Below are 18,507 nucleotides of genomic sequence, written 5' to 3' on the forward strand. Positions count from 1 at the left end.
GACTGGAATACTACTCTGGTCATTTATATACCCCTGCCCGAACGCGCTTGTCAAGCTGGTATCATAAATTTTATACAAAGTTTTTTCGTGGAGTTACGGAAAGAAGAGGGGGATCAACGATGACTCTGGATTTGGGGCATGGCGTTTCTGAATATTACCATGTGGACTCGTTTACGTCCGAGCGGTTTCAGGGCAATCCCGCCGGCGTGATTTTGACGCGGGCGCTTCCTGCGGAAGAGACGATGCGGCGGATCGCCGGCGAGTTGCAATTGGAGAGCGCATTCGCCGCTCCCTCGGGCAACGCCGACTGTGATTATGCTGTGGCGTACTACACCGGCGTCACACGCATTCCGCTCTGCGGTCACGATACGATCGCGCTTGGCTCCGTCCTCGCGCATAAAGGCGAACTGCCGGAGGGTGGGGCGCTGCGTATCTCCACGGATGTTGGCGTATTGGAGCTGCGCCACCTCGCAGCCGGCTGGATTCAAATGTCGCAGGCGAAGCCATGGTTTGGGGAAATCGTGGACGCGCGCGGCCTTGCCGACGCACTGGAAATTGACGCCGAGGTTTTGAATGGCGCGTCCCCGCAGGTCGTTTCGACCGGAACGCCGTTCCTCATTGCATCCGTCAAAGACCGCGCGGCGCTGAACGCGCTGGGCGAGGGAACCAGCCGCCTTGCGGAGTATCTCGCCGCTCTACCCGGCAGCCCCGTCGGCCTCTACTGCTGGGCGCTCTCCGACCTTGCGCCGGAAACGGAAGCGATCCGCACGCGCTGCTTTTGCCCAGGCGCGGGCCTGCCGGAGGACCCGGTAACTGGCTCGGCCAGCGGCGCGTTTGGCGCTTATCTTACGGCGCGCAAGCTTGTAGAGCCTGGCGTAATCTCCATTTGGCAGGGAAACATCAACGTACGGACGGGACACGTGCGCGTGGAATGCGATGGGGAAAGCGTGCGCGTGAGCGGGCAGGGGACGATTATCGTGCGCGGGGAATTGTAGGATAGGATGCCTCCCGGGCTCCATACTGGGTCTTCATGGAGGAAGGCTTTTGTTCGGCAATTTTCACCGGTGGCATGCCACCCAATAACACGATGCCGGCGCTTTCGTTATCCCTATGAGTAGGGGCATCTTACATTGGGGGTGGAGGGCTCAGGACAGTTCGCCCGCGCGTTTGGCGGCGGCTTCCACGGCGTCGATCACGGCGATGCGGAAGCCGCCGCGCTCTAGGGCGGCGACTCCGGCGATGGTGGTGCCGCCGGGGGTGGTGACGTTGTCTTTGAGCTGCATGGGGTGTTCGCCGGTTTCCAGCACCATCTTGGCCGAGCCCATTACGGTTTGGGCGGCGAGGGCGCGGGCGGTGGCGCGGGTAAGGCCGGCTTTGACGCCGCCGTCAGTCAGGGCTTCAATCATCAGATAGACGTAGGCGGGGCCGGAGCCGGAGACGCCGGTGACGGCGTCCATCAAGCGTTCGGTGACTTCCACGGTCAATCCGACGGCGGAGAAGAGGCTGAGGGCGATCTTCAGGTGATCCTGAGTGGCGTTGGTTCCAAGGCAAACTGCGGTGGCGCCTTCACCCACCAGGCACGGGGTGTTCGGCATGGCGCGGACGATGGGAACGCCGGCGGCGACATGCATTTCCATCGTGTCCAGGCGGATCCCGGCGGCGATGGACAGAACCAGCTGGTTTGGCTGGATCGTCTGCGTGAGGCTGTTGAGAACCTGGGAGACAACGGCGGGCTTGACCGCCAGGAGGATCAGATCGACGCCGGCAACGGCGTTTGTGACGGAATCCGAGACGCGAGCGCCCGCGCCGACTTTTGCGGCAAGCTGGCTGGCTTTCTCTTGGTCTGTGTCAAAAAGGGTGATATTTTCTGGGAGCATCGCCCCCGCCTGCGTTAAGCCGCAGGCGAGAGCGCCGCCCATCATTCCGGAACCGATGACTGCGAGGGTTTTTTCACGAAGCATAAAAGGTGTCTGTTAAGACCGGTCGAGAAACGATGTTCTTGTCCCGGGCGCCGGTTTGTCTTCCACGTCGATTGTGACTGTGCTCGGCGTGAATAAGTATACCTGTTCGCCGATCTTTTCGACGCTTCCGTCCAGCGCATATGTCGATCCATTGAGGAAATCGATGATTCGCTCGGCCATATCGCCCGGAGTTTGCTCCAGGTTGACGATCTGCTGCTGGCCTTCTTTCAGGCCGTCGGCGGCGCGGCGGGCGTCGTCGAAGCTCTGCACGGCGCGGCGCACGGTGACATGCGTGCGGCGAGCCTGGTCCATGCGCAGGGTTGTTTGACGGCGTAATGGGCTGACGGAGCCCCCGGTGCGTGCGGCGGCGCTCGATGCGGCGGGCGCTTCCACCGCATCGTCCTCATCCTCGTCATGATAATCGTCGTGTCCCATCGCGCGATCAAAGAATCGCATGAAACCATTGCGAGGTCTGGCGTTTTCGAATTCTTCCGCTTCGGCATGCTGGCTCATGATGTTGCTCCTCCGTTTAATCGTTGCTCTGTCTTTTGAATTGCTGCTCTGTCCTGGTCGATCTCAGAGTGATTGTGAATGTGAATTATTGCGTAACCCGGGCTCCGAAAATTGCCGTACCGATCCGAACCATGGTGGTTCCTTCTTCGATTGCTGTCTCGTAATCGGACGACATCCCCATCGACAGCACTTGGCGATGCTGTTCCGGAAGCGTGTCGAACAATCCGCGCAGCTGTCGAAAATAGGGCCGTGGATCGATCCCAAACGGCGCGATCGCCATCAATCCCTGGAGCGCAAGCCCGTCAATTGCTCCAACTTCGGCGGCAAAATCGACGGCTTGTTCCGGGGCGACGCCCGATTTCGTTTCTTCCTCGCCCAAATGCACTTCGACCAGAACGTCCAGCGTACGGTTTTGCAGCGCGGCCTGCCGCGCGAGCGCCTGCGCGAGTTTGACGCTGTCCACTGTCTGCACGGAGTCGAAAATCTCCACCGCTTCGCGCGCTTTGTTGCGCTGCAAGTGGCCGATCAAATGCCAGCGCGCTTCATGAAGGCCGCGTTCACGCGCCGCCAATCGTTTGCCGGCGGCTTCCTGAACATAGTTTTCACCGATGTGCGCGATCCCGGCGGCGATCGCCTCTTGGACGGCCGCGATGTCCTGGCGCTTCGAAACTCCCACCAGCGTGATCTCTTCCGGCGAGCGTCCGGCGCGGCGAGCGGCTGCGTCGATCTTCTCCCGGAGGGCGGCCACGTTCTCAGCAATCGCGCTCATTCGCCGCTCGGCGGCGCGCCGCCTTCCAAGCGGTGCGCCCGCGCGAGATGCTCCATGTGACCGGTTTCAATATAATAAACGCGCTCCGCGATATTCGTCGCGTGATCGGCGATCCGCTCCAGCGCGACCACCGCCAGCAGCATGTAGGCCGACGCCGCCGTGCGCGAGATGTCCTCACGCTGGGGACTGAGCAGCTGTTCGCGCAGCGCTTTGAACTCGTCGTCCACCCGGTCGTCGTCCACGCAGATCTGCTTCGCCAAATTCGTATCGTGCCGGACCAGCGCTTCGAGACTGTTGCGCAGCATGCTGGTGGTCATCTCGCCGAGCGCGCTGACATCGACCAGCGGCTTCGAGATGAAAAACTGGTGGACCATCTTGCGCGAGATCTTGGCGATATCCACGGCGTGGTCGCCGATCCGCTCCAGGTCCGTAATGACCTTCATCGCGGTGCCGATCTTGCGCAGATCCTTCGCCATCGGCTGCTGCAGCGCGAGCAGGCGCATGCAAAGGGCTTCGATCTGCTGATCCATCCCATCGACGACGTCGTCATTCGCAATCACTTTTTCGGAGAGCGCCAGGTCGCCATGCTTGAGCGACTCGACGGCTTCGGTCACCATATCGATTGCGAGCGTACCCATTTGCAGTAAAAGGCGTTCCAAGCCGCCGAGTTCTTCGTGGTAGGTCTGTCTGGTCGTTTGCATGCCGCGAATCCTGACCCTTTGGCGCCGATCCGATCGAGTATGGCCGCTCGCCATGGCTCCAGAAGGGACGATGTGCTATTATATCATAGCAAAGGACGTTTGACAAGCAATTCTGCATAATTATTTGCTGAGGAATTGTGCATAATTGCGCGTGAGTGTGAATTGCTTCAAGCAAACGGGCATCCGGGCTGTATAACTCCGATGTTCAAGTTATTCATCAATCACTAGACAGAGTTGATCAAGGAGGCGTGATGAAATTTGGCGTTTGTGCGGGATTGGACGACGCGGCGGCGGTGGCGCGCGCCGGATTTGATTACCTGGAGCCAGGCGTGAGCAGCGCCCTGAATCCGGACAAATTGGACGCCGATGTTCTGCCGGTGTTGCAGCGTGTTTCGAGCGCGGCGGGGACGCCTACCCCATCGTTCAACATGTTTCTGCCCGGCGATCTGAAAATCATCGGCGAAGCCGTCGATCAACCGCGCCTGGAGCATTACGTCCATGAGGCGTTCCGGCGGGCGAGCCTGGTCGGGGCGGAAGTCCTGGTTCTGGGCAGCGGCGCGGCGCGGGGCATTCCCGACGGATTTTCGCGCGCGGAGGCGGAGCGCCAGTTCGACGGCGTTCTCAAACTCTGCGCGGCTGCGGCGGAGCAGTTTGGAGTCGACCTCGCGATTGAGGCGCTCAATACCGGGGAATGCAACTTTGTGAACAGCGTCGCGGAGGCCGCCGATTTCGCCCGGCGCTGCGGCGGGCCGCACATCGGCATCGTCAGCGATATCTATCATATTTTGATGGAGGATCAGTCGTATGAAGAAACGTACGAGGCGCGGGATCTGCTCAAACACGTCCATGTCTGCGGCGGCGAGGACCGGCGCGCGCCGAACGGCGACGACCTGACGCTGCTGACGGACTATTTCCGGGTTCTCAAGCGGGCCGGTTACGATCGGCGAATTTCCGTGGAAGGGCTGTGGGAGAGCATCGTCGAACAGGGCGCGCGGTCCCAGGCCGTGGTGGCGCAGGCGTGGGACAGCGCGTAATCGCCGGTAAGTTATCGGCGCGAGACAGGTATGTCGATTTGCAGCGTGCGTCGATACTTAGACTTCCAATCGCTCACCGGATTGGCGCCGCTGCCAAGATATCCCCCCCAGGGCTCGAAGATATCTTCGATGCTGGGGTCGCCGTCGATCACCAGCCGCGCGGCGCCTGGCAAACGGCTCAGCCACCACTCCGTGGGCTCAAGCGCGCCGATGACGGCGGCGCATAACGGATACTTATTCCCGCGCCACATTTGGGTAAACTGCTCGGCGTCGCCGGAGGCGATCCAAAGCGCCGGCCCGAAGAGACCTTCGCGGACCAGGCCGGAGTTTGGCTCGGGCGATTCGAGCAGGGTCGGTTCGAGGATATTGCCGTGGCTTTTGCCGCCGCTCAAAACCGTCCCGCCGCTTTGCGCGATCTGCTGCTCGCACCAATGCGCCTGGTCCTGGGAGAGCAGGGGACCGACCGAGACGTCGGGGCTGGCGATCGTGTCGCCCCATGTCAGCGATCGCCAGCGCCGCAGCAGAGCGCCACGGACGGCGTCGTACCGCGCCGGGTGGATAATTGCGCCGTTGACCGACGTACAGGTCTGGCCATTGTAGCGGACGGCTCCCTGCGTCAGCAGGGCCGCCGCGTCCTCCGGCGCGATGCTCTGGCCGATATAGGCGATGACGTTTCCGTCGCCGTCAATCAGCGACGCCTTGCCTGCCTGGAACGTATCGGCCAGAATGGCCGGAGCGTGGCGTGAACTGCCCATATAGTGGATCAGGCCGGGCTGCTCGGATTCTTGAAACGCGCTGACGAACTCCTTGGACTTCGCCGTCACGACCGTCGCCATCTCCTCGGCGATTCCCGCTTCACGGATCGCGTCCTCCAAAAGCATAGCCGACAATGCGGACTGGCTGGGGGCGCGCAGCGCGACTCGGTTTCCCGCCGCCAGTGCGCTTGCGAGACAGGTCGCCGCCAGATAAAGGAACGCATTTTGCGGCAGGATCACCGCGACTGCGCCCCACGGCGCGCTGGAGAGCTGGATCGCCCGCCCGCCGTTCCGATATTCGCCGGGCGGAACGCCGGCGCGTTGTTCGTCATTGGCGCAAAAGCCGCGCAGCAGCGCGGTTACCCCCTCAAAAACCTCCTCGCAGTCGCGGGAGATGAAGCCGGTCTCATGGCGCATCGCATGAAGCAGCGGCTCGCGCCGCCGGTCCAGCTGGTCCGCGAGACGACCCAGAAACGCTCCCAGTGTATCGGAGCTCCGGTAGATGCTGTCGATGGGAGCGGGAGCGCTGGCGAGCTCCGTCAGCTGATCGGGGGAGAGCATCGTCGTTTGATGCAGGACGCTTCCGTCCAGCGTCGAGGCCGCCGAATACGCCTCGCCCTTGCCTGCCCGCGTGGAAGTCAATGTCATAAATCGCGCGCCTCTTTGGGGTCGTGTTAAGCTCGGCGGACGGCGCGCGCAAAGATCACGCTGCTGTAGCCTTGTTCGGTATGCGCCGGCACAAGGCGAATGCGAAGGTCGAGATCGCCGAAGCCGTTATCCATCAGCGACTTCAGCATATCGCTGGGCGTTACGCCGGCGCAGGGGAAGTTTCGCCCCCCGACGCAATAGTAGTTCGCCGCGCCGCACGCGGATAGAATGACCGTTCCGCCGGGAGCCGCCAGGCTCAAAATATTGCGCATGCTGTCGTACCACTTGCCGATGTCGGTGGACGCCGCCTCGGCGCAGTAGTGGCTCATTACCAGGGGATAAGATCCACGGCGCGCCGGGCCGAGCGGGTCCGTGTCGAAGGCGTTGCCGGGAATGATCGCGGTAATGCGCTGGCGCGCGTCGTCCTGCACGCGCTCGATCTGCGCCGGAGTGGGGGAATCCTCACCGCGCAGCCGCAGCGTTTCCTTGGCGAACTCATCCCAGTTGTGCGCGCTTGCTTTTCGATCGACCCAGTCTTGAACCGCCTGACGGTTCGAGGCGAGGTACTCCGCCATATGGATCTCGCCGGCAACGTGCGCGATAGGGAACAGGTGGTGAACGGTCGGGCCGCAGCCGAACTCCACGGCGATCGGCGCATACGGCGTTTTGTCCGCCCAATCGGCCAAAAATTCCATGGCGAACTGCTCGTCGGGCATGAGCTCCGAATAGTATTCCGTCAGATAATCTTCCGGTTTCCAATCGCTGTAGTCCGAATATACGACTTTTTCCGTTTCCGTAATCATATTTCTGGTTTCTCCTAATATGTATGTTTTGCTTCCATTACTATATTGAGATCCGCGTTCGCCCTTTTCAAGTATAATAAGATTAGGACGCACTAAAGAATTCCGGATTTTGGCCAATACTCAGTAATAGTCCGACCGTGTTTGGACCTGCGACACTCTTGTCGAGATTGCACGCAAACAATGCTGAATTTATCCAAGGACTGGACGGCGGCTCAAAAGGTAGTCGTGAAAGGCGCCATTGCTTATGTGGCGATCTTTCTGTTCATGCTGATCGTCCACCCGTGCTCCGCCAAGACCTACAAGGCCTTTTCTGATATCTTTCAGACGATTGCTCCGTTCTTCGCCAGCGCGTGCTGCCTGACCTATGTCTGGCGCGGCTTTCACCCGATTGCCGCCCGCCGCATCGGCTGGCTGCTGATTGGAGTCGCCTGCGCATCGTACGGCGTCGGCGGGGTGCTCTGGTCGTATTTGGAGCTCGTGCGTAAGATCGATGCGCCGTTTCCCAGCAGCGCCGACTACGCCTATCTCCTGTGCTATCCCTTTTTGATCGTCGGCGTCATCCTGCTTTTCGGCAGCATCCATATCATCGGACGTCTGCGCCAGATGCTTGACGGAGCCATCGCGGCAAGCGGTTTCGGCATCCTCAGCTGGCATTTTCTCATTCAGCAGTCATTGAAACAAACCGGCATCACGCTTTGGGCGAAGGCGCTCGGGGCGGCGTATCCTTTGTTCGATATCGCGGTGCTTTTCTGCGCGATCATTCTCTTCAGCTCAACCTCTTCCAATCCCGGCCTGCGTCGCTCCATCGGCGTTTTGACGCTTGGGGTCTCCATGATCGCCTTTACGGACAGTATTTGGGGATATCAAGTTCTCGTCAATTCGTACCATACGGGCAGCTGGATCGATCCTGGCTGGGCGTACGGCTTCACCTTGATCGGTCTGGGCGCGATGTTCGCGCACTGGTGGCCTGTGCCGGCGGCGAGCCAGGAAGCGCTGGCGGGCTCCGGGCGCTCCTCCGGCGGCGGCAGCCCGATCAAAGTCCTTATACCATACCTTGTCGCCGTCCTCTCATTCGTATTTGTCGCGCTGCACGACTTCCAGACCGAAAAGGCCGTCGGCGTCTCCACGCTCGCGACGGGGTTCGGCCTGATGCTTCTTGTCATCGTGCGGCAGATGTTCACTCTGCTGGAAAACACCCATCTCACCCATCAGCTCCGCTCCTTCAACGACGATCTCGAACGGATCGTGACCAAGCGGACGCAGCAGATGACCGCGCTTCACCAATTGACGAAGGCGGTGAACACGAGTCTGAAGGCGGGCGAGGTGATGCAGGTCGCGGAGCAGCACACGCTGAGGGCGCTGAACGGCGATGCGATCCTGGTCTGGCTCATGGACGAGGAGGCGTCGAAAGAGAATCCCTCGGGGCTAAGACTGGTGCGCTGGAGCGGCTTGGAGGAGCGTCCGGAGCTTCTGGAGACGCTTCGCTCTCTGCCGCTGCGCGCCCAATTCGAGGCCGTTACGGTGATGGACGATCGCGCGAAGAGCTTCCGATCTGGAACATGCCTGCGCGCTCCCCTTTGCTGGCGGGAGCGCTGTCTTGGGATGATCGGCGTGATCCGCTGGTCGGAGGGCGTCAGTCCGACGGACGCCGCGATGCTCGAAAGCATCGGCCTTGAAGTTGGAAGCGCTCTGGAGAACGCGCGCATGTATGGCGCCGCGCTGGAGGCCGCGGACCGAGATCCGATGACGGGGCTGCTTAACCACCGCGCGATCCATCAGCGGCTGCATGTGGAGGTGGAAAGCGCGGAACAGGATCAGACGCCGCTGTCGATCGTGATGATGGACCTGAATAACTTCAAGCTATTCAACGATACCTATGGGCATCCCATCGGCGATCAGATTCTGAAGTCCGTGGCGGAGTCCCTGGCCGTGGCGTGCGAAGGCTTTGGATACTTGGGCCGATACGGCGGCGACGAGTTTTTGCTGGTCGCTCCGAACACCACCGTCCGGCAGGCTGTCGAGATGACGGACATGCTGCGCGAGCGCATGCTGCATGAGGGATTCCAGCGGATCGGCGAGGAGCGAACGATCCCCGTCAGCCTCAGTTACGGGGTCGCCGGCTTCCCGGAAGACAGTAAAACGCGCCATGAACTTGTCGCGATTGCCGATGCAAATCTCTATGCGGCAAAACATACGGATAGTGGAATAATGGCTACGAGCGACAAACAACGATCCCTGCGGGCGCTGTCCCGCGAGAGCTCGTTTGAAGTCCTCGACGCCATGGTGACGGCGGTGGACAATAAAGACCGCTACACCCGGCGCCATTCCGAAGACGTCACCGAATACGCTTTGTGGATCTCCGAGGAGCTTGGTCTTTCCGAGGAAACCCTGCGCGTAGTGCGGATCGGCGGCCTGCTGCACGATGTTGGGAAGATCGGTATTCCCGACGAAATTCTGCGTAAACCGGGACGTCTCACACCGGAAGAGTATGAGGTTCTGAAGAGGCACCCGCGAATCGGCGCGCTGATGGTGGGGGCGGTTCCGGGAATGGAAGTTGTTCTCGACGCCGTCAACTCGCACCATGAGCGCTGGGATGGCCAGGGCTACCCGGATGCTCTCGCGGGAGAGGCGGCTCCGCTTCTCGGGCGGATTATGGCCGTGGCGGACGCATTCAGCGCCATGACCACGGACCGGCCGTACCGAAAAGGGCTGGAGTGGGAAGCGGCTCTGAAAGAGATCCGCGCCAACTCAGGAACGCAATTCGATCCGGCGATGGCCAACGCGTTTTTACGGGCGGCGGCAAAACGGGTTCCACAGGTTCTGCGGCCGACGAACGGAGCGGCTGAGATCCTTCCGGCGGAATCCGCCAATAAAGCATAACACGAAAGACGATCAAGGGATACGGTCCTCGGCTTACCACAGTTTCTAACGTCGAACGAGCCTTTGCTGTGTCGCTGAATGGGTATGTTTGAGAGGACGTAGAAACATCTATGAAGGCTCCGTTGTATTTAGGCGCGCTTGCACATTTCGAGAAACAAACGCTTGTCACGATCGCCTCCGGGGTAACGTGCGCGTATTTGGGAGACGAACGCAATCTGCGCGAATTTCTGGTGGCGGACGAAACGGCGAAGACGCTGCAGGAAGCCGGTCACACGGTTTTCACTTTACTGGTCGACGACAGTCTCGATCCCCTGAACTATCGCCAGCTGCGCGTCGCGGTCAACAAAGACCCTCGCCTGATGGCGCGATGCGAGCACTGGTGCGGGACGCCGATCGCGCACCTGCCGGATCCCTTTGAGTGCCACGCGTCGTTTGCCGAGCACTACGAGCATGTCCTGCTCGACCGTCTCCACCGGCTGGATTGCCATCCGACACTGGTCAGCACGTCCAAACTGTACGAGCGCGGTCTGTACGATCCCTATGTGAAGCTTGTGCTGGAGCGCCGTGAGGAGATCCTGAGCTTTTTGGCGGATCGCTTCCCGAATTATCATCCGGAAAAGCTGTTCCATCCGATCTGCCCGGATTGCGGCGTCATCGTCGACACGCAGATCGCGCGTGTCAGCGCGACCGACTATCAGGTGTCGTGCGAGCGCTGCTCCGCGCAGCGCGTCTTGCCGCTTGAGCAGGTCAAGGGGAAACTCAACTGGAAATTAGACTGCGCCGCGCGCTGGGCTCACTTCCATATCGACGCCGAGCCGTTCAGCAAGGCTTATCTGGAGCCGATCGCCGGCAGCTTCGCCGTCGCCAGCGCGCTCAGCTTGGAGTTCTTCGGCGGCAAGCCCGTGCTGCCGCTGCACTTCGGCACCGTCCAGCAGGATCGCGACACCAGCTATTTGCTGGCCGAATCCTTCCCCACGAGCGCTCTGCGCAGCCTCTTCGTCGAAAAGCCTTCGTCGGATCTGCACATCTCGCGTGAGCTGATCCTGACCACGGCGTCGCGCTACGAAGTCATGCCCGGTCTTACCTTACAAGACTTCACCAAGCAGCTATTGCCGGTCTGGCTCTTGACTCCGGAGACGCTCGACCCGGCGCAGCGCGAGCTGGTTTCGCGCGGGATGGCCTTCAGCCGAAATTTTCTTGATGTCGAAGTCAAGCTGCATTTGCCGACTCGCGAACGCATTCAGGGGGAACATCCCTTTGTGCTTTCCGCCGTGCGTCACCTGATCGCCTCGGTGGTGGAGATGCGCGAAGCGGAAGATCTGTCCATCGACGTGTTTCAGCGCACTCTCAAGAACGTGATTTCCGGTCTGGGGCACGAGAAGAAGGTCGTTCTGACGGGGCTTCGCGGCATCGTCGGCCAGGATCATGGCCTTCCTGTCTCGAAGTTTCTTTACACGCTGCCCGTCGACTACTTGCGAATGCTACAATATATTCTGGATCTGCATTTGGAAAGCGCCGGCGTTCTTCCGATATCCGGAGCCGCTTCGTTCGAAAGCCAGCTTGCCGCGGCTTAATTTCATCACAAGGCGTCATCCAGAAAACATGTCGTATACTCGTTCCGCAATCTTGGCCGGGCTCCTTGCCGCAATCGGCCCATGCGTTCACGCGCAGACCAGCTCCACGACCCCGGGAGCAACCGCTCCCGAAGCTCCCGCCGGCGCCGCGGCGCCGGCGGCTCCCGCCGTCCCGCCGCAGGCGGATGCGCCCAAGTCGCCGCCGCTGAAGATCGGGATCGACGCCTATCTGGGTCTCTCTGACCAGCAGGGGAATCGGACGCTCTACGACGGCGCCTGGATCGGTTTCGGCTCCGCTTACCCCTCGGTGGTTTATGGCCGCTGGGATCCCAGCGACTCGGAGACCGTGAAAGCCTCGATCTCCATCGGCAAGCTCTACCGGGCCCAGAACCGAATTATCGATCAGCCGGTGGAGGCGTACTATCAGAAGCGCCTGGGGCGCAGCTCGATCACGGTCGGAAAGTATTATGTGCCCTTCGGCGTGCAGGAGTGGGAGTACGAAACGCGTCCAGGCGTGATGTACCAGTACGATGACGGCGCGAATACAGTCGCCGCGTCCGTGAATTACAATGACAACCGCCGGACAACCAACGGCTATTTGCGTGTCGGCCGCAAATTCAGCGAACGTCTCACCTTCGGCCTTTCGGCCGGAACGGGCGCGGGGTTTTCCTTCGGAACCGACCACAACAGCGGATTCGGCGCCGACGCCACGGTTACGTTTAACGCCTGGCAGCTTGTCAGTGAGTATAACGATTACCGCACGCCGGACAATCTGCACTTCCGGTTCGCGCACGGCAAGCTTTTTTACAACGCCTGGGGACCATGGAAGCCGTACATCGGCGTTTACAGCTGGAGCGATGAGGCGAAGGAAGAGGGCGACTTCCGCTCAACGGTCGTCGGCGTCGGACGCCAGGTGACGCCGTGGGCTTATCTGGATGGAGGATACTCGTCCACATCCGTCGCGCATGTCGCGTGGGTGGAAGCGCACATTACCTGGGAGGCTGGGGTGAAGTAAGACGGCCAGTCCGACCTACCCCGGCGCGAAGCGCCAGGGTAGGTCACTCGGCCGAACGCCTACGCAACTACGAGCTGGTTTTGCTCGACTTTGATCGTCGCGGAGTTTTCCGCGCCCTTGTTGATCACCACGCCGCCGACGCCCGTCTGGGCGATCAGCTGGGCGATCATTCCGCCTGGGAGGGCGATGACGTTGCGCTCGGCGTCGCTCCAGGCGCCCAGGGCTTCTTCGCCGGTGAAGGCGAGCAGCAGTTCCTGATCGGTCAGCAGCGGAACTTCCTGGACCGTTTCGGGCTGGTTTGGATCGCCGAGGCGAAGCACGACGACCGGGGTGTCCTTGTCCGCTTCCGTGGCGACGGGCAGGCGGCAGAAGCCGTTGCCGAATGCGTTGATCAGCGCTTCGCGCGAGGCGGTGCTGTCGTCGTTCTTGAACTCGGCGATCGCCTGCTCCAGAAGGACGTTGTGGTTCGCGGCCGCCTGCTGATCCTCAATCACCTTTTGCGCGGACTGCGCCATGAAGACCAGCTCTTCCTGGCTGACTTCCACATGCATCTCTGGACCGTCCACAAAGAGCTTGTGCGGGCTGTTTCCCAGGATGCCGCCCAGCTGCGCGCCGGTCAGGAACATGCCGTTCTGCACATCCGGCAGGGTGCCGCGAAGCTGGCCCAGGGTGGTAAAGCCGGGAACGCCGCTGACGCCTTCTTGCGTCTGCGCGACGACGAACGTGATGTCGGCGTTGGGCAGAATGCTTCCATCGGGCGCCGTCGGGGTGGGGGTGACGGTGGGAACGGAAAGGGTGCTGTCGCGCAGCACGGTCAGAAAGTGCTCCCGCGCCTCCACTTCTTCTTCCGGCGTGAGCGCCATGCGCAGGCCAAGAATCGCCGATTCTAGCTCGACATTGTTCAGCGGCTCTTCTTGAACATCAGGCTGGTTCATAGTAACGATTTTCCTATTCGTATGGGTGGAGTGGCGTAATGGGATCTACTTCGGCGTAAATGAGCTGCCGCACCCGCAGGACTTGGCGGAGTTCGGATTTTGGAACTGGAATCCGCCTTCCAAAAGGTTCTTGATGCTGTAATCCAATGTCGTTCCCGCGAGGTATTGGATGCTCTTGCGGTCCACCACGACCCGGACGCCGTTCTCCAGCACCCAGGTTCGGTCGAACTCGTCGAACTCGGTGTCCGGTTTCAGCACATAGGACAATCCCGAGCAGCCGCCGCCGCGCACGCCGATCCGCAAAAACGCGCCGGGGATATTCTTCCGCTCCAGCACCCGCAATACCTGCTTTTGCGCGGATTCCGTCAATTCCAGGGCCGGTTCGATGATTTGCTCCGGCTCAACCGTCAGCGTCGGCTCCGTCAAAGTGGTCGTCATTGTATTACCTCTCGCCGCAAACGCGGCGTCAGAACTCATGGGGAATGTTCAAAGCTCGTTGGGATTGAGTGGTTCGACCTGGGGCGCTCCCGTGACGCCCTTGGCCCGCCGCTTCAGCCGCCCGAGAACGCCGTAACGGCCTTCTTCCTGGATGATCGCCGCGATCCGCGCGCGCTCGGTGGCGTCGGCGGCAAGGCGTGTCTGCGCCGCGCGCTCCTGGTAGTTCGGATCGCTGATCTTGGCGCCGCACCAGTTGCAAAGCGCGCTCGTCTGCGTCAGCAGCTTGCGATTACAGGTTGGACAATGGGTGACCGGTCCGGCGGCGGACTCGGATACTGGCTGTTCTTCAGTCGACATAGATGAGCCCTCATGGGATGTCCATCGACAAATGCGCGGTTATGGCGTGACGGCGGCGACGCCTCGAAGGCGGGCGACGGCCGGCGCGATCAGCGACGCCACCTGGTCCACTTCGGCCTTGGTGGTAAAGCGCGAAACGCCGAGACGGATCGAGCTGCCGATCACCTGCGCGGCGTTTGGAAGCGCGAGCAGTACGTGAGACGGCGCGACGGAAGCGGAGGTGCAGGCGGAGCCGGTGGACAGCGCCACGCCGGAGAGGCTCGCCAGCAGCGCATCGGCGTCCACGCCCCGGATCGCGATGCTCAGGTTATTGGACAGGCGCTGTGTTGGGTGCCCGTTGAGCGAGACATCCGGCACGGTCGCCTGGATCTGCTCCCACAATCGGTCGCGCATGCCCTGGGTATGCGCGCGGTCCCGCTCCATCTCCTGCGAGCAGACCTGGCACGCTTCGCCGAAGCCGACGATTCCCGGAACATTGAGCGTTCCCGAACGCATGCCGTGCTCGTGTCCGCCGCCGTCCATCTGCAAGGCCAGCCGCACGCGCGGTTCTTTGCGGCGAACATACAGCGCGCCGATTCCCTTGGGGCCGTACATCTTATGCGCCGTCAGCGACATCAGATCGATCTTCTGCGTCTTGACATTGATCGGGATCTTGCCGATCGCCTGCGTGGCGTCGGTGTGGAAGATCACGCCGCGCTCATGGCAGATCTCCGCGATCTCATCGATATTGTCAAGCGTCCCGATCTCATTGTTCCCATACATCGCCGAAACCAAAATGGTCCGCTCGGTGATGGAGTCCTTTAGCTGCTGGAGGTCGATCATGCCGTATTGATCGACGGGCAGATAGGTGACCGACTTGCCCTCGCGCTCCAGATGCTTCGCCGTATCGAGCACGGCCTTGTGCTCGATCGCGGTCGTGATGATATGGTTGCCCTTTTCGGCGTACGCTTCCGCGACGCCTTTGAGAGCGAGGTTATCAGCTTCGGTGGCTCCGGATGTAAAGATGATCTCGCTCGGATCCGCGCCGATCAGCTCGGCGACTTGCGTCCGCGCCTTATCGACGGCGTCTCCGGCCGTCCATCCAAAGGTATGACTGTTGGAGGCGGCGTTGCCGTACTGCTCGGAGAAGTACGGAAGCATCGCTCCCAAAACGCGCGGATCCACTCGCGTGGTCGCGTTGTTGTCCATGTAAATCGGTCGCTTCAACATATCACTAGTCGCAGTACTTTTTAAGAAATGAGGGTAATGCCCGTCGCGAACGATCGGGTCGAGAAATCTTCAAATTTGGGATCGGGCGCCGGAACGCTGATCTCTTCGATGCTGATCTCCGCAAGGAGGTCCTTCACACGCTGCTCGATCGTGGCGAGCGGGTCGCGGATGGTGCAGCGGCTGTACTGCTTGCAGCTCGACTCTTCGCCGGCGGTGCAATGCAGCAGCGAGAACGGCCCATCGACAATTGTCACGACCTCGGCGACGCTGATCTCGCGCGCCGGGCGCAGCAATTTGTATCCGCCGGTCGGTCCAGGATGCGAGGCGACCATCCCGTGTTTGGCGAGGATCTGAAGGATTTTCGCCAGCAGCTCCACGGGAATCTCATACTGCTCGGCGATCTCCTTGGTATTCATCAAACGGTTGGGATCGTCCGCCGAAGCGGCCGCAAGATGAGAAAGCGCCAGCAGCGCATAATCGGCCCGTTTCGTCATGCTTAACACGGTTTTGGGTTGCCCCTTTCTCCGACCAAAAAAGTCGTATATCAACAAAAAGTATACCGAACATCGGTGTCGGCTGTCAAGATGAAACGCGGGATGGGGGCGGGAAGTTCCGGAGATGGCCCTCACCCTCGTTCCCTCTCCCGGAGGAGAGGGATGTCCAAAGGTCAGCGCCCGATCATGGCTTCGCTTGAAAGTCCCGATCCCCAGGGCGTTGCCCTGGGCTCAAATTATGACGCCCCGTTGGGGCTAAAGACTATTGTGTCGACCACGTGAACCACGTTTGGGTCCGATCCCTGGACATCCCTCTCCTCCGGGAGAGGGAACGAGGGTGAGGGCTTATTTCTTGCCCAGCACACGCGCTTCCGGCGTCGGCGTCTCCGGCGACCACTGCGCGAAGTGCGAAAAGCCTTCGTCGGTAAGGCGATCGAGTTGTTTGCTCAGCTTCTTCTCCAAGTTAAGAATCGACACTTGCTCGAAGCCGTTTTGCTTGAACTCACGCATAGCGCCAAACGCCGATGCATAGTCGGCACTGTCAGGAACCAGCAGGGCGAGGCGCTGCGATTTCGTGTCCTCACCTTCCTTCTGCTCCGTCAAGATTTCGATGACGCGCTCGAAGCCGATGGAGAGCCCGCAGGCCGGCGCGGGACGTCCCAGCGCGGCGCCGATCATATTGTCGTAACGGCCGCCGCCCGCAATGGATGAGCCGTACGAGCCATATGCGATTTCAAATATCGGCCCCGTGTAATAGCCCATGCCGCGAACAAGCGTCGCGTCGTATTGAACGCGCACGCCCGCAGGAACAGATCCTCGCACCGAATCGATGATGTGCGCCAGACCATCCAGGATAGCGGGATCGATGGCGCTTTCGATTACCCCACGTATGTCGTTAATGTTAAGCTCCGGATTGGAGAAAAGCTTCGCCAAGCGATCCACACCCTCCGCCAAAAACTCCGCTGATCGAAGCTCTTGAATCACGCCATCCGCGCCGATCTTGTCAAGCTTATCCAAAAGGATGCAGAACGTTCCAAATCGATCTTCGGGAAACCCCAGCGACTCAGACAGCGCCGCCAGGATGCGCCGATCATTGATACGAACGGTCACTTCACCAAGGCCAATGGCTTGCAGCGCCTGCGTGCCGGCGACAAGCAGCTCAATCTCCGCAATGTGGGAAGCCGCCCCGATGACATCGATATCGCACTGCACAAACTGCCGAAACCGCCCCTTCTTCGGCCGCTCCGCGCGCCAGACCGGTCCGATCTGTATTGACTTGAACACGCGCGGCAGCGCCGCGTGATTGTTTGCGTAATATCGACTCAGCGGCACCGTCAAATCGAAACGAAGCCCCAGATCGCAAAGCTGATTCGGGTCCAAGGCCGCCTCCGACAGCTTCTCCCCGCGCTTCAGCACGCGATAGATCAGCTTCTCGTTCTCGCCGCCTTTATCGCCGACCAAATTCTCAATCAGCTCCAGCGCTGGCGTCTCGATCTGGCGAAAGCCGAAAGATTCGTAAACATCCGTAATCTGCTGGATCACTGTTTTCCGCAGGCGAGCTTCCGCCGGCAAAATATCCCGCATACCGCGCGGCGGCAGCGCATTTTCGTTCATAAATAGAAACCCCGAAAAAATTAAACAGCTTTAGGCCGGCTTGGACTCTTGCTTTGCCGGATCGATGATCGTGCTTGCCCACTTCTCTGGCTCTGCGGCGAGGCACCCATCCACATGGAAGTAATCGTTGACATCGTGGCCGCATTCCACGAGGCGTATGACGTCGAATCGTTCTCGACAGTAGTAAATGCGGCGAGCCTCTGTGTCGATGAAGGTCAGGGCAGGGAGATCGGAAGAAAGATGCCGGTCAATCTCGCACGCGAGCCAACGATCGCTGGACGACCACGTTAGATCGTTGATATGTCGAACGACTCCGTCTGAAAATGGAAATGTCCAATAAGACGATGTGCATGTGACAGTATTGTAAATCCAGAGGCTTTCTTCAAAAGCAGCGGCGAACTGATTGCCGCGATGCGACCAACGCTTTGTCGGAATCGCGTCGGGGACAACTAAGGCGGGGGCGTCAAGCACGACTCCAAGGCGAAGGAGATATGTCAAACGGATGCTCGAAATATTCATCCATTCGGAGGTTGTGTCGAAATCGATCACTTCATTATACTTTTGCGTCCAATCCTCTCCACTTCTCATAATGTGTAAAATTTGGTAGGGATCAGCCGAAGGATCATTCTCTTTTACTACCAATAGGAGATGGGCGTCCGCTTGTATCCACGCCGCCGCCACGACGTTGTTCTGTTCGTAAACGGCCCCGTACTCCAGTTTTGTAATGACGAGGTTTTCCTCTGACAGAGCAGCGAAATAACTGCTTGTCCCTGGGGTCTCGGCCATCGTATTGTTCTCCTGAAGAGG

At 60.3% G+C, this 18,507-nt stretch carries 18 protein-coding genes; 5 read left to right on the forward strand and 13 right to left on the reverse strand.

The features are described from left to right. Positions 1–119 precede the first annotated feature (119 nt). A complete protein-coding gene (locus tag D5261_RS19945) occupies positions 120–995 on the forward strand; it encodes a PhzF family phenazine biosynthesis protein (RefSeq protein ID WP_119324077.1) in 876 nt (291 codons plus the stop codon). A gap of 150 nt (positions 996–1,145) precedes the next feature. Here the strand turns inward: D5261_RS19945 and proC are convergent, their stop codons facing one another. From proC to phoU, 4 genes are all read right to left on the reverse strand, one after another. Then, positions 1,146–1,961: a pyrroline-5-carboxylate reductase gene (gene proC / locus D5261_RS19950; protein WP_119324076.1), complete on the reverse strand. Its 816-nt coding sequence runs from the start codon at positions 1,959–1,961 to the stop codon at positions 1,146–1,148. Between the two features lie 12 nt (positions 1,962–1,973). Further along, positions 1,974–2,474: a cell division protein SepF gene (locus D5261_RS19955; protein WP_119324075.1), complete on the reverse strand. Its 501-nt coding sequence runs from the start codon at positions 2,472–2,474 to the stop codon at positions 1,974–1,976. A gap of 85 nt (positions 2,475–2,559) precedes the next feature. Next, positions 2,560–3,243 carry a YggS family pyridoxal phosphate-dependent enzyme gene (locus D5261_RS19960; RefSeq protein ID WP_119324074.1) on the reverse strand — a complete coding sequence of 228 codons (684 nt, stop codon included), beginning with the start codon at positions 3,241–3,243 and terminating at the stop codon, positions 2,560–2,562. Continuing rightward, on the reverse strand, positions 3,240–3,944 hold the full coding sequence (gene phoU, locus D5261_RS19965; protein ID WP_165864545.1) for a phosphate signaling complex protein PhoU: 705 nt from the start codon (positions 3,942–3,944) through the stop codon (positions 3,240–3,242). The genes D5261_RS19960 and phoU overlap by 4 nt, the downstream gene beginning before the upstream one ends. 251 nt (positions 3,945–4,195) lie before the next feature. Between phoU and D5261_RS19970 the strand changes: the two genes are divergently transcribed. Next, entirely contained in the window at positions 4,196–4,978 is a 783-nt protein-coding gene (locus D5261_RS19970; protein WP_119324072.1) for a sugar phosphate isomerase/epimerase family protein, read from the forward strand. Positions 4,979–4,989: 11 nt separating this feature from the next. Here D5261_RS19970 and D5261_RS19975 read toward each other — a convergent pair whose 3' ends face one another. Continuing rightward, on the reverse strand, positions 4,990–6,381 hold the full coding sequence (locus tag D5261_RS19975; RefSeq protein ID WP_119324071.1) for an aldehyde dehydrogenase family protein: 1,392 nt from the start codon (positions 6,379–6,381) through the stop codon (positions 4,990–4,992). Between the two features lie 26 nt (positions 6,382–6,407). Beyond that, positions 6,408–7,184, reverse strand: a complete 777-nt coding sequence (gene gntF, locus D5261_RS19980; protein ID WP_119324070.1) for a guanitoxin biosynthesis pre-guanitoxin forming N-methyltransferase GntF — start codon at positions 7,182–7,184, stop codon at positions 6,408–6,410. A gap of 180 nt (positions 7,185–7,364) precedes the next feature. On the opposite strand from gntF, the gene D5261_RS19985 reads away from it, so the two are divergent. The 3 genes from D5261_RS19985 to D5261_RS19995 all read left to right on the forward strand — a co-directional run bounded on the left by D5261_RS19985 (position 7,365) and on the right by D5261_RS19995 (position 12,653). Next, the gene (locus tag D5261_RS19985; RefSeq protein WP_119324069.1) at positions 7,365–10,064 is read left to right on the forward strand and encodes a bifunctional diguanylate cyclase/phosphohydrolase; all 2,700 of its coding nucleotides are present in this window, start codon (positions 7,365–7,367) and stop codon (positions 10,062–10,064) included. 110 nt (positions 10,065–10,174) lie between these two features. Further along, positions 10,175–11,638 (forward strand): hypothetical protein, encoded by a 1,464-nt coding sequence (locus tag D5261_RS19990; RefSeq protein WP_119324068.1) that lies wholly within the window; start codon positions 10,175–10,177, stop codon positions 11,636–11,638. Between the two features lie 28 nt (positions 11,639–11,666). Then, positions 11,667–12,653, forward strand: a complete 987-nt coding sequence (locus tag D5261_RS19995; protein ID WP_125206257.1) for a hypothetical protein — start codon at positions 11,667–11,669, stop codon at positions 12,651–12,653. Between the two features lie 59 nt (positions 12,654–12,712). On the opposite strand, the gene D5261_RS20000 is transcribed toward D5261_RS19995, so the two are convergent. The 7 genes from D5261_RS20000 to D5261_RS20030 form a co-directional block, all read right to left on the reverse strand. Further along, a complete protein-coding gene (locus tag D5261_RS20000; RefSeq protein ID WP_119324066.1) occupies positions 12,713–13,588 on the reverse strand; it encodes an SseB family protein in 876 nt (291 codons plus the stop codon). A gap of 45 nt (positions 13,589–13,633) precedes the next feature. Next, positions 13,634–14,026 carry a HesB/IscA family protein gene (locus D5261_RS20005; RefSeq protein WP_119324065.1) on the reverse strand — a complete coding sequence of 131 codons (393 nt, stop codon included), beginning with the start codon at positions 14,024–14,026 and terminating at the stop codon, positions 13,634–13,636. Positions 14,027–14,074: 48 nt separating this feature from the next. After that, complete coding sequence (locus D5261_RS20010; RefSeq protein WP_119324064.1) at positions 14,075–14,383, reverse strand: hypothetical protein; 309 nt, start codon at positions 14,381–14,383, stop codon at positions 14,075–14,077. Positions 14,384–14,422: 39 nt separating this feature from the next. After that, on the reverse strand, positions 14,423–15,571 hold the full coding sequence (locus tag D5261_RS20015) for a cysteine desulfurase family protein (protein ID WP_245992647.1): 1,149 nt from the start codon (positions 15,569–15,571) through the stop codon (positions 14,423–14,425). Positions 15,572–15,612: 41 nt separating this feature from the next. After that, positions 15,613–16,086 (reverse strand): RrF2 family transcriptional regulator, encoded by a 474-nt coding sequence (locus tag D5261_RS20020; protein WP_119324062.1) that lies wholly within the window; start codon positions 16,084–16,086, stop codon positions 15,613–15,615. A 345-nt stretch (positions 16,087–16,431) separates the two neighbouring features. Then, the gene (hisS, locus tag D5261_RS20025) at positions 16,432–17,700 is read right to left on the reverse strand and encodes a histidine--tRNA ligase (RefSeq protein ID WP_119324061.1); all 1,269 of its coding nucleotides are present in this window, start codon (positions 17,698–17,700) and stop codon (positions 16,432–16,434) included. Between the two features lie 30 nt (positions 17,701–17,730). Then, a complete protein-coding gene (locus D5261_RS20030) occupies positions 17,731–18,486 on the reverse strand; it encodes a hypothetical protein (protein ID WP_119324060.1) in 756 nt (251 codons plus the stop codon). Positions 18,487–18,507: the final 21 nt, after the last annotated feature.

The sequence above is a fragment of the Capsulimonas corticalis genome, assembly GCF_003574315.2.
Classification (GTDB): Bacteria; Armatimonadota; Armatimonadia; order Armatimonadales; family Capsulimonadaceae; genus Capsulimonas; species Capsulimonas corticalis.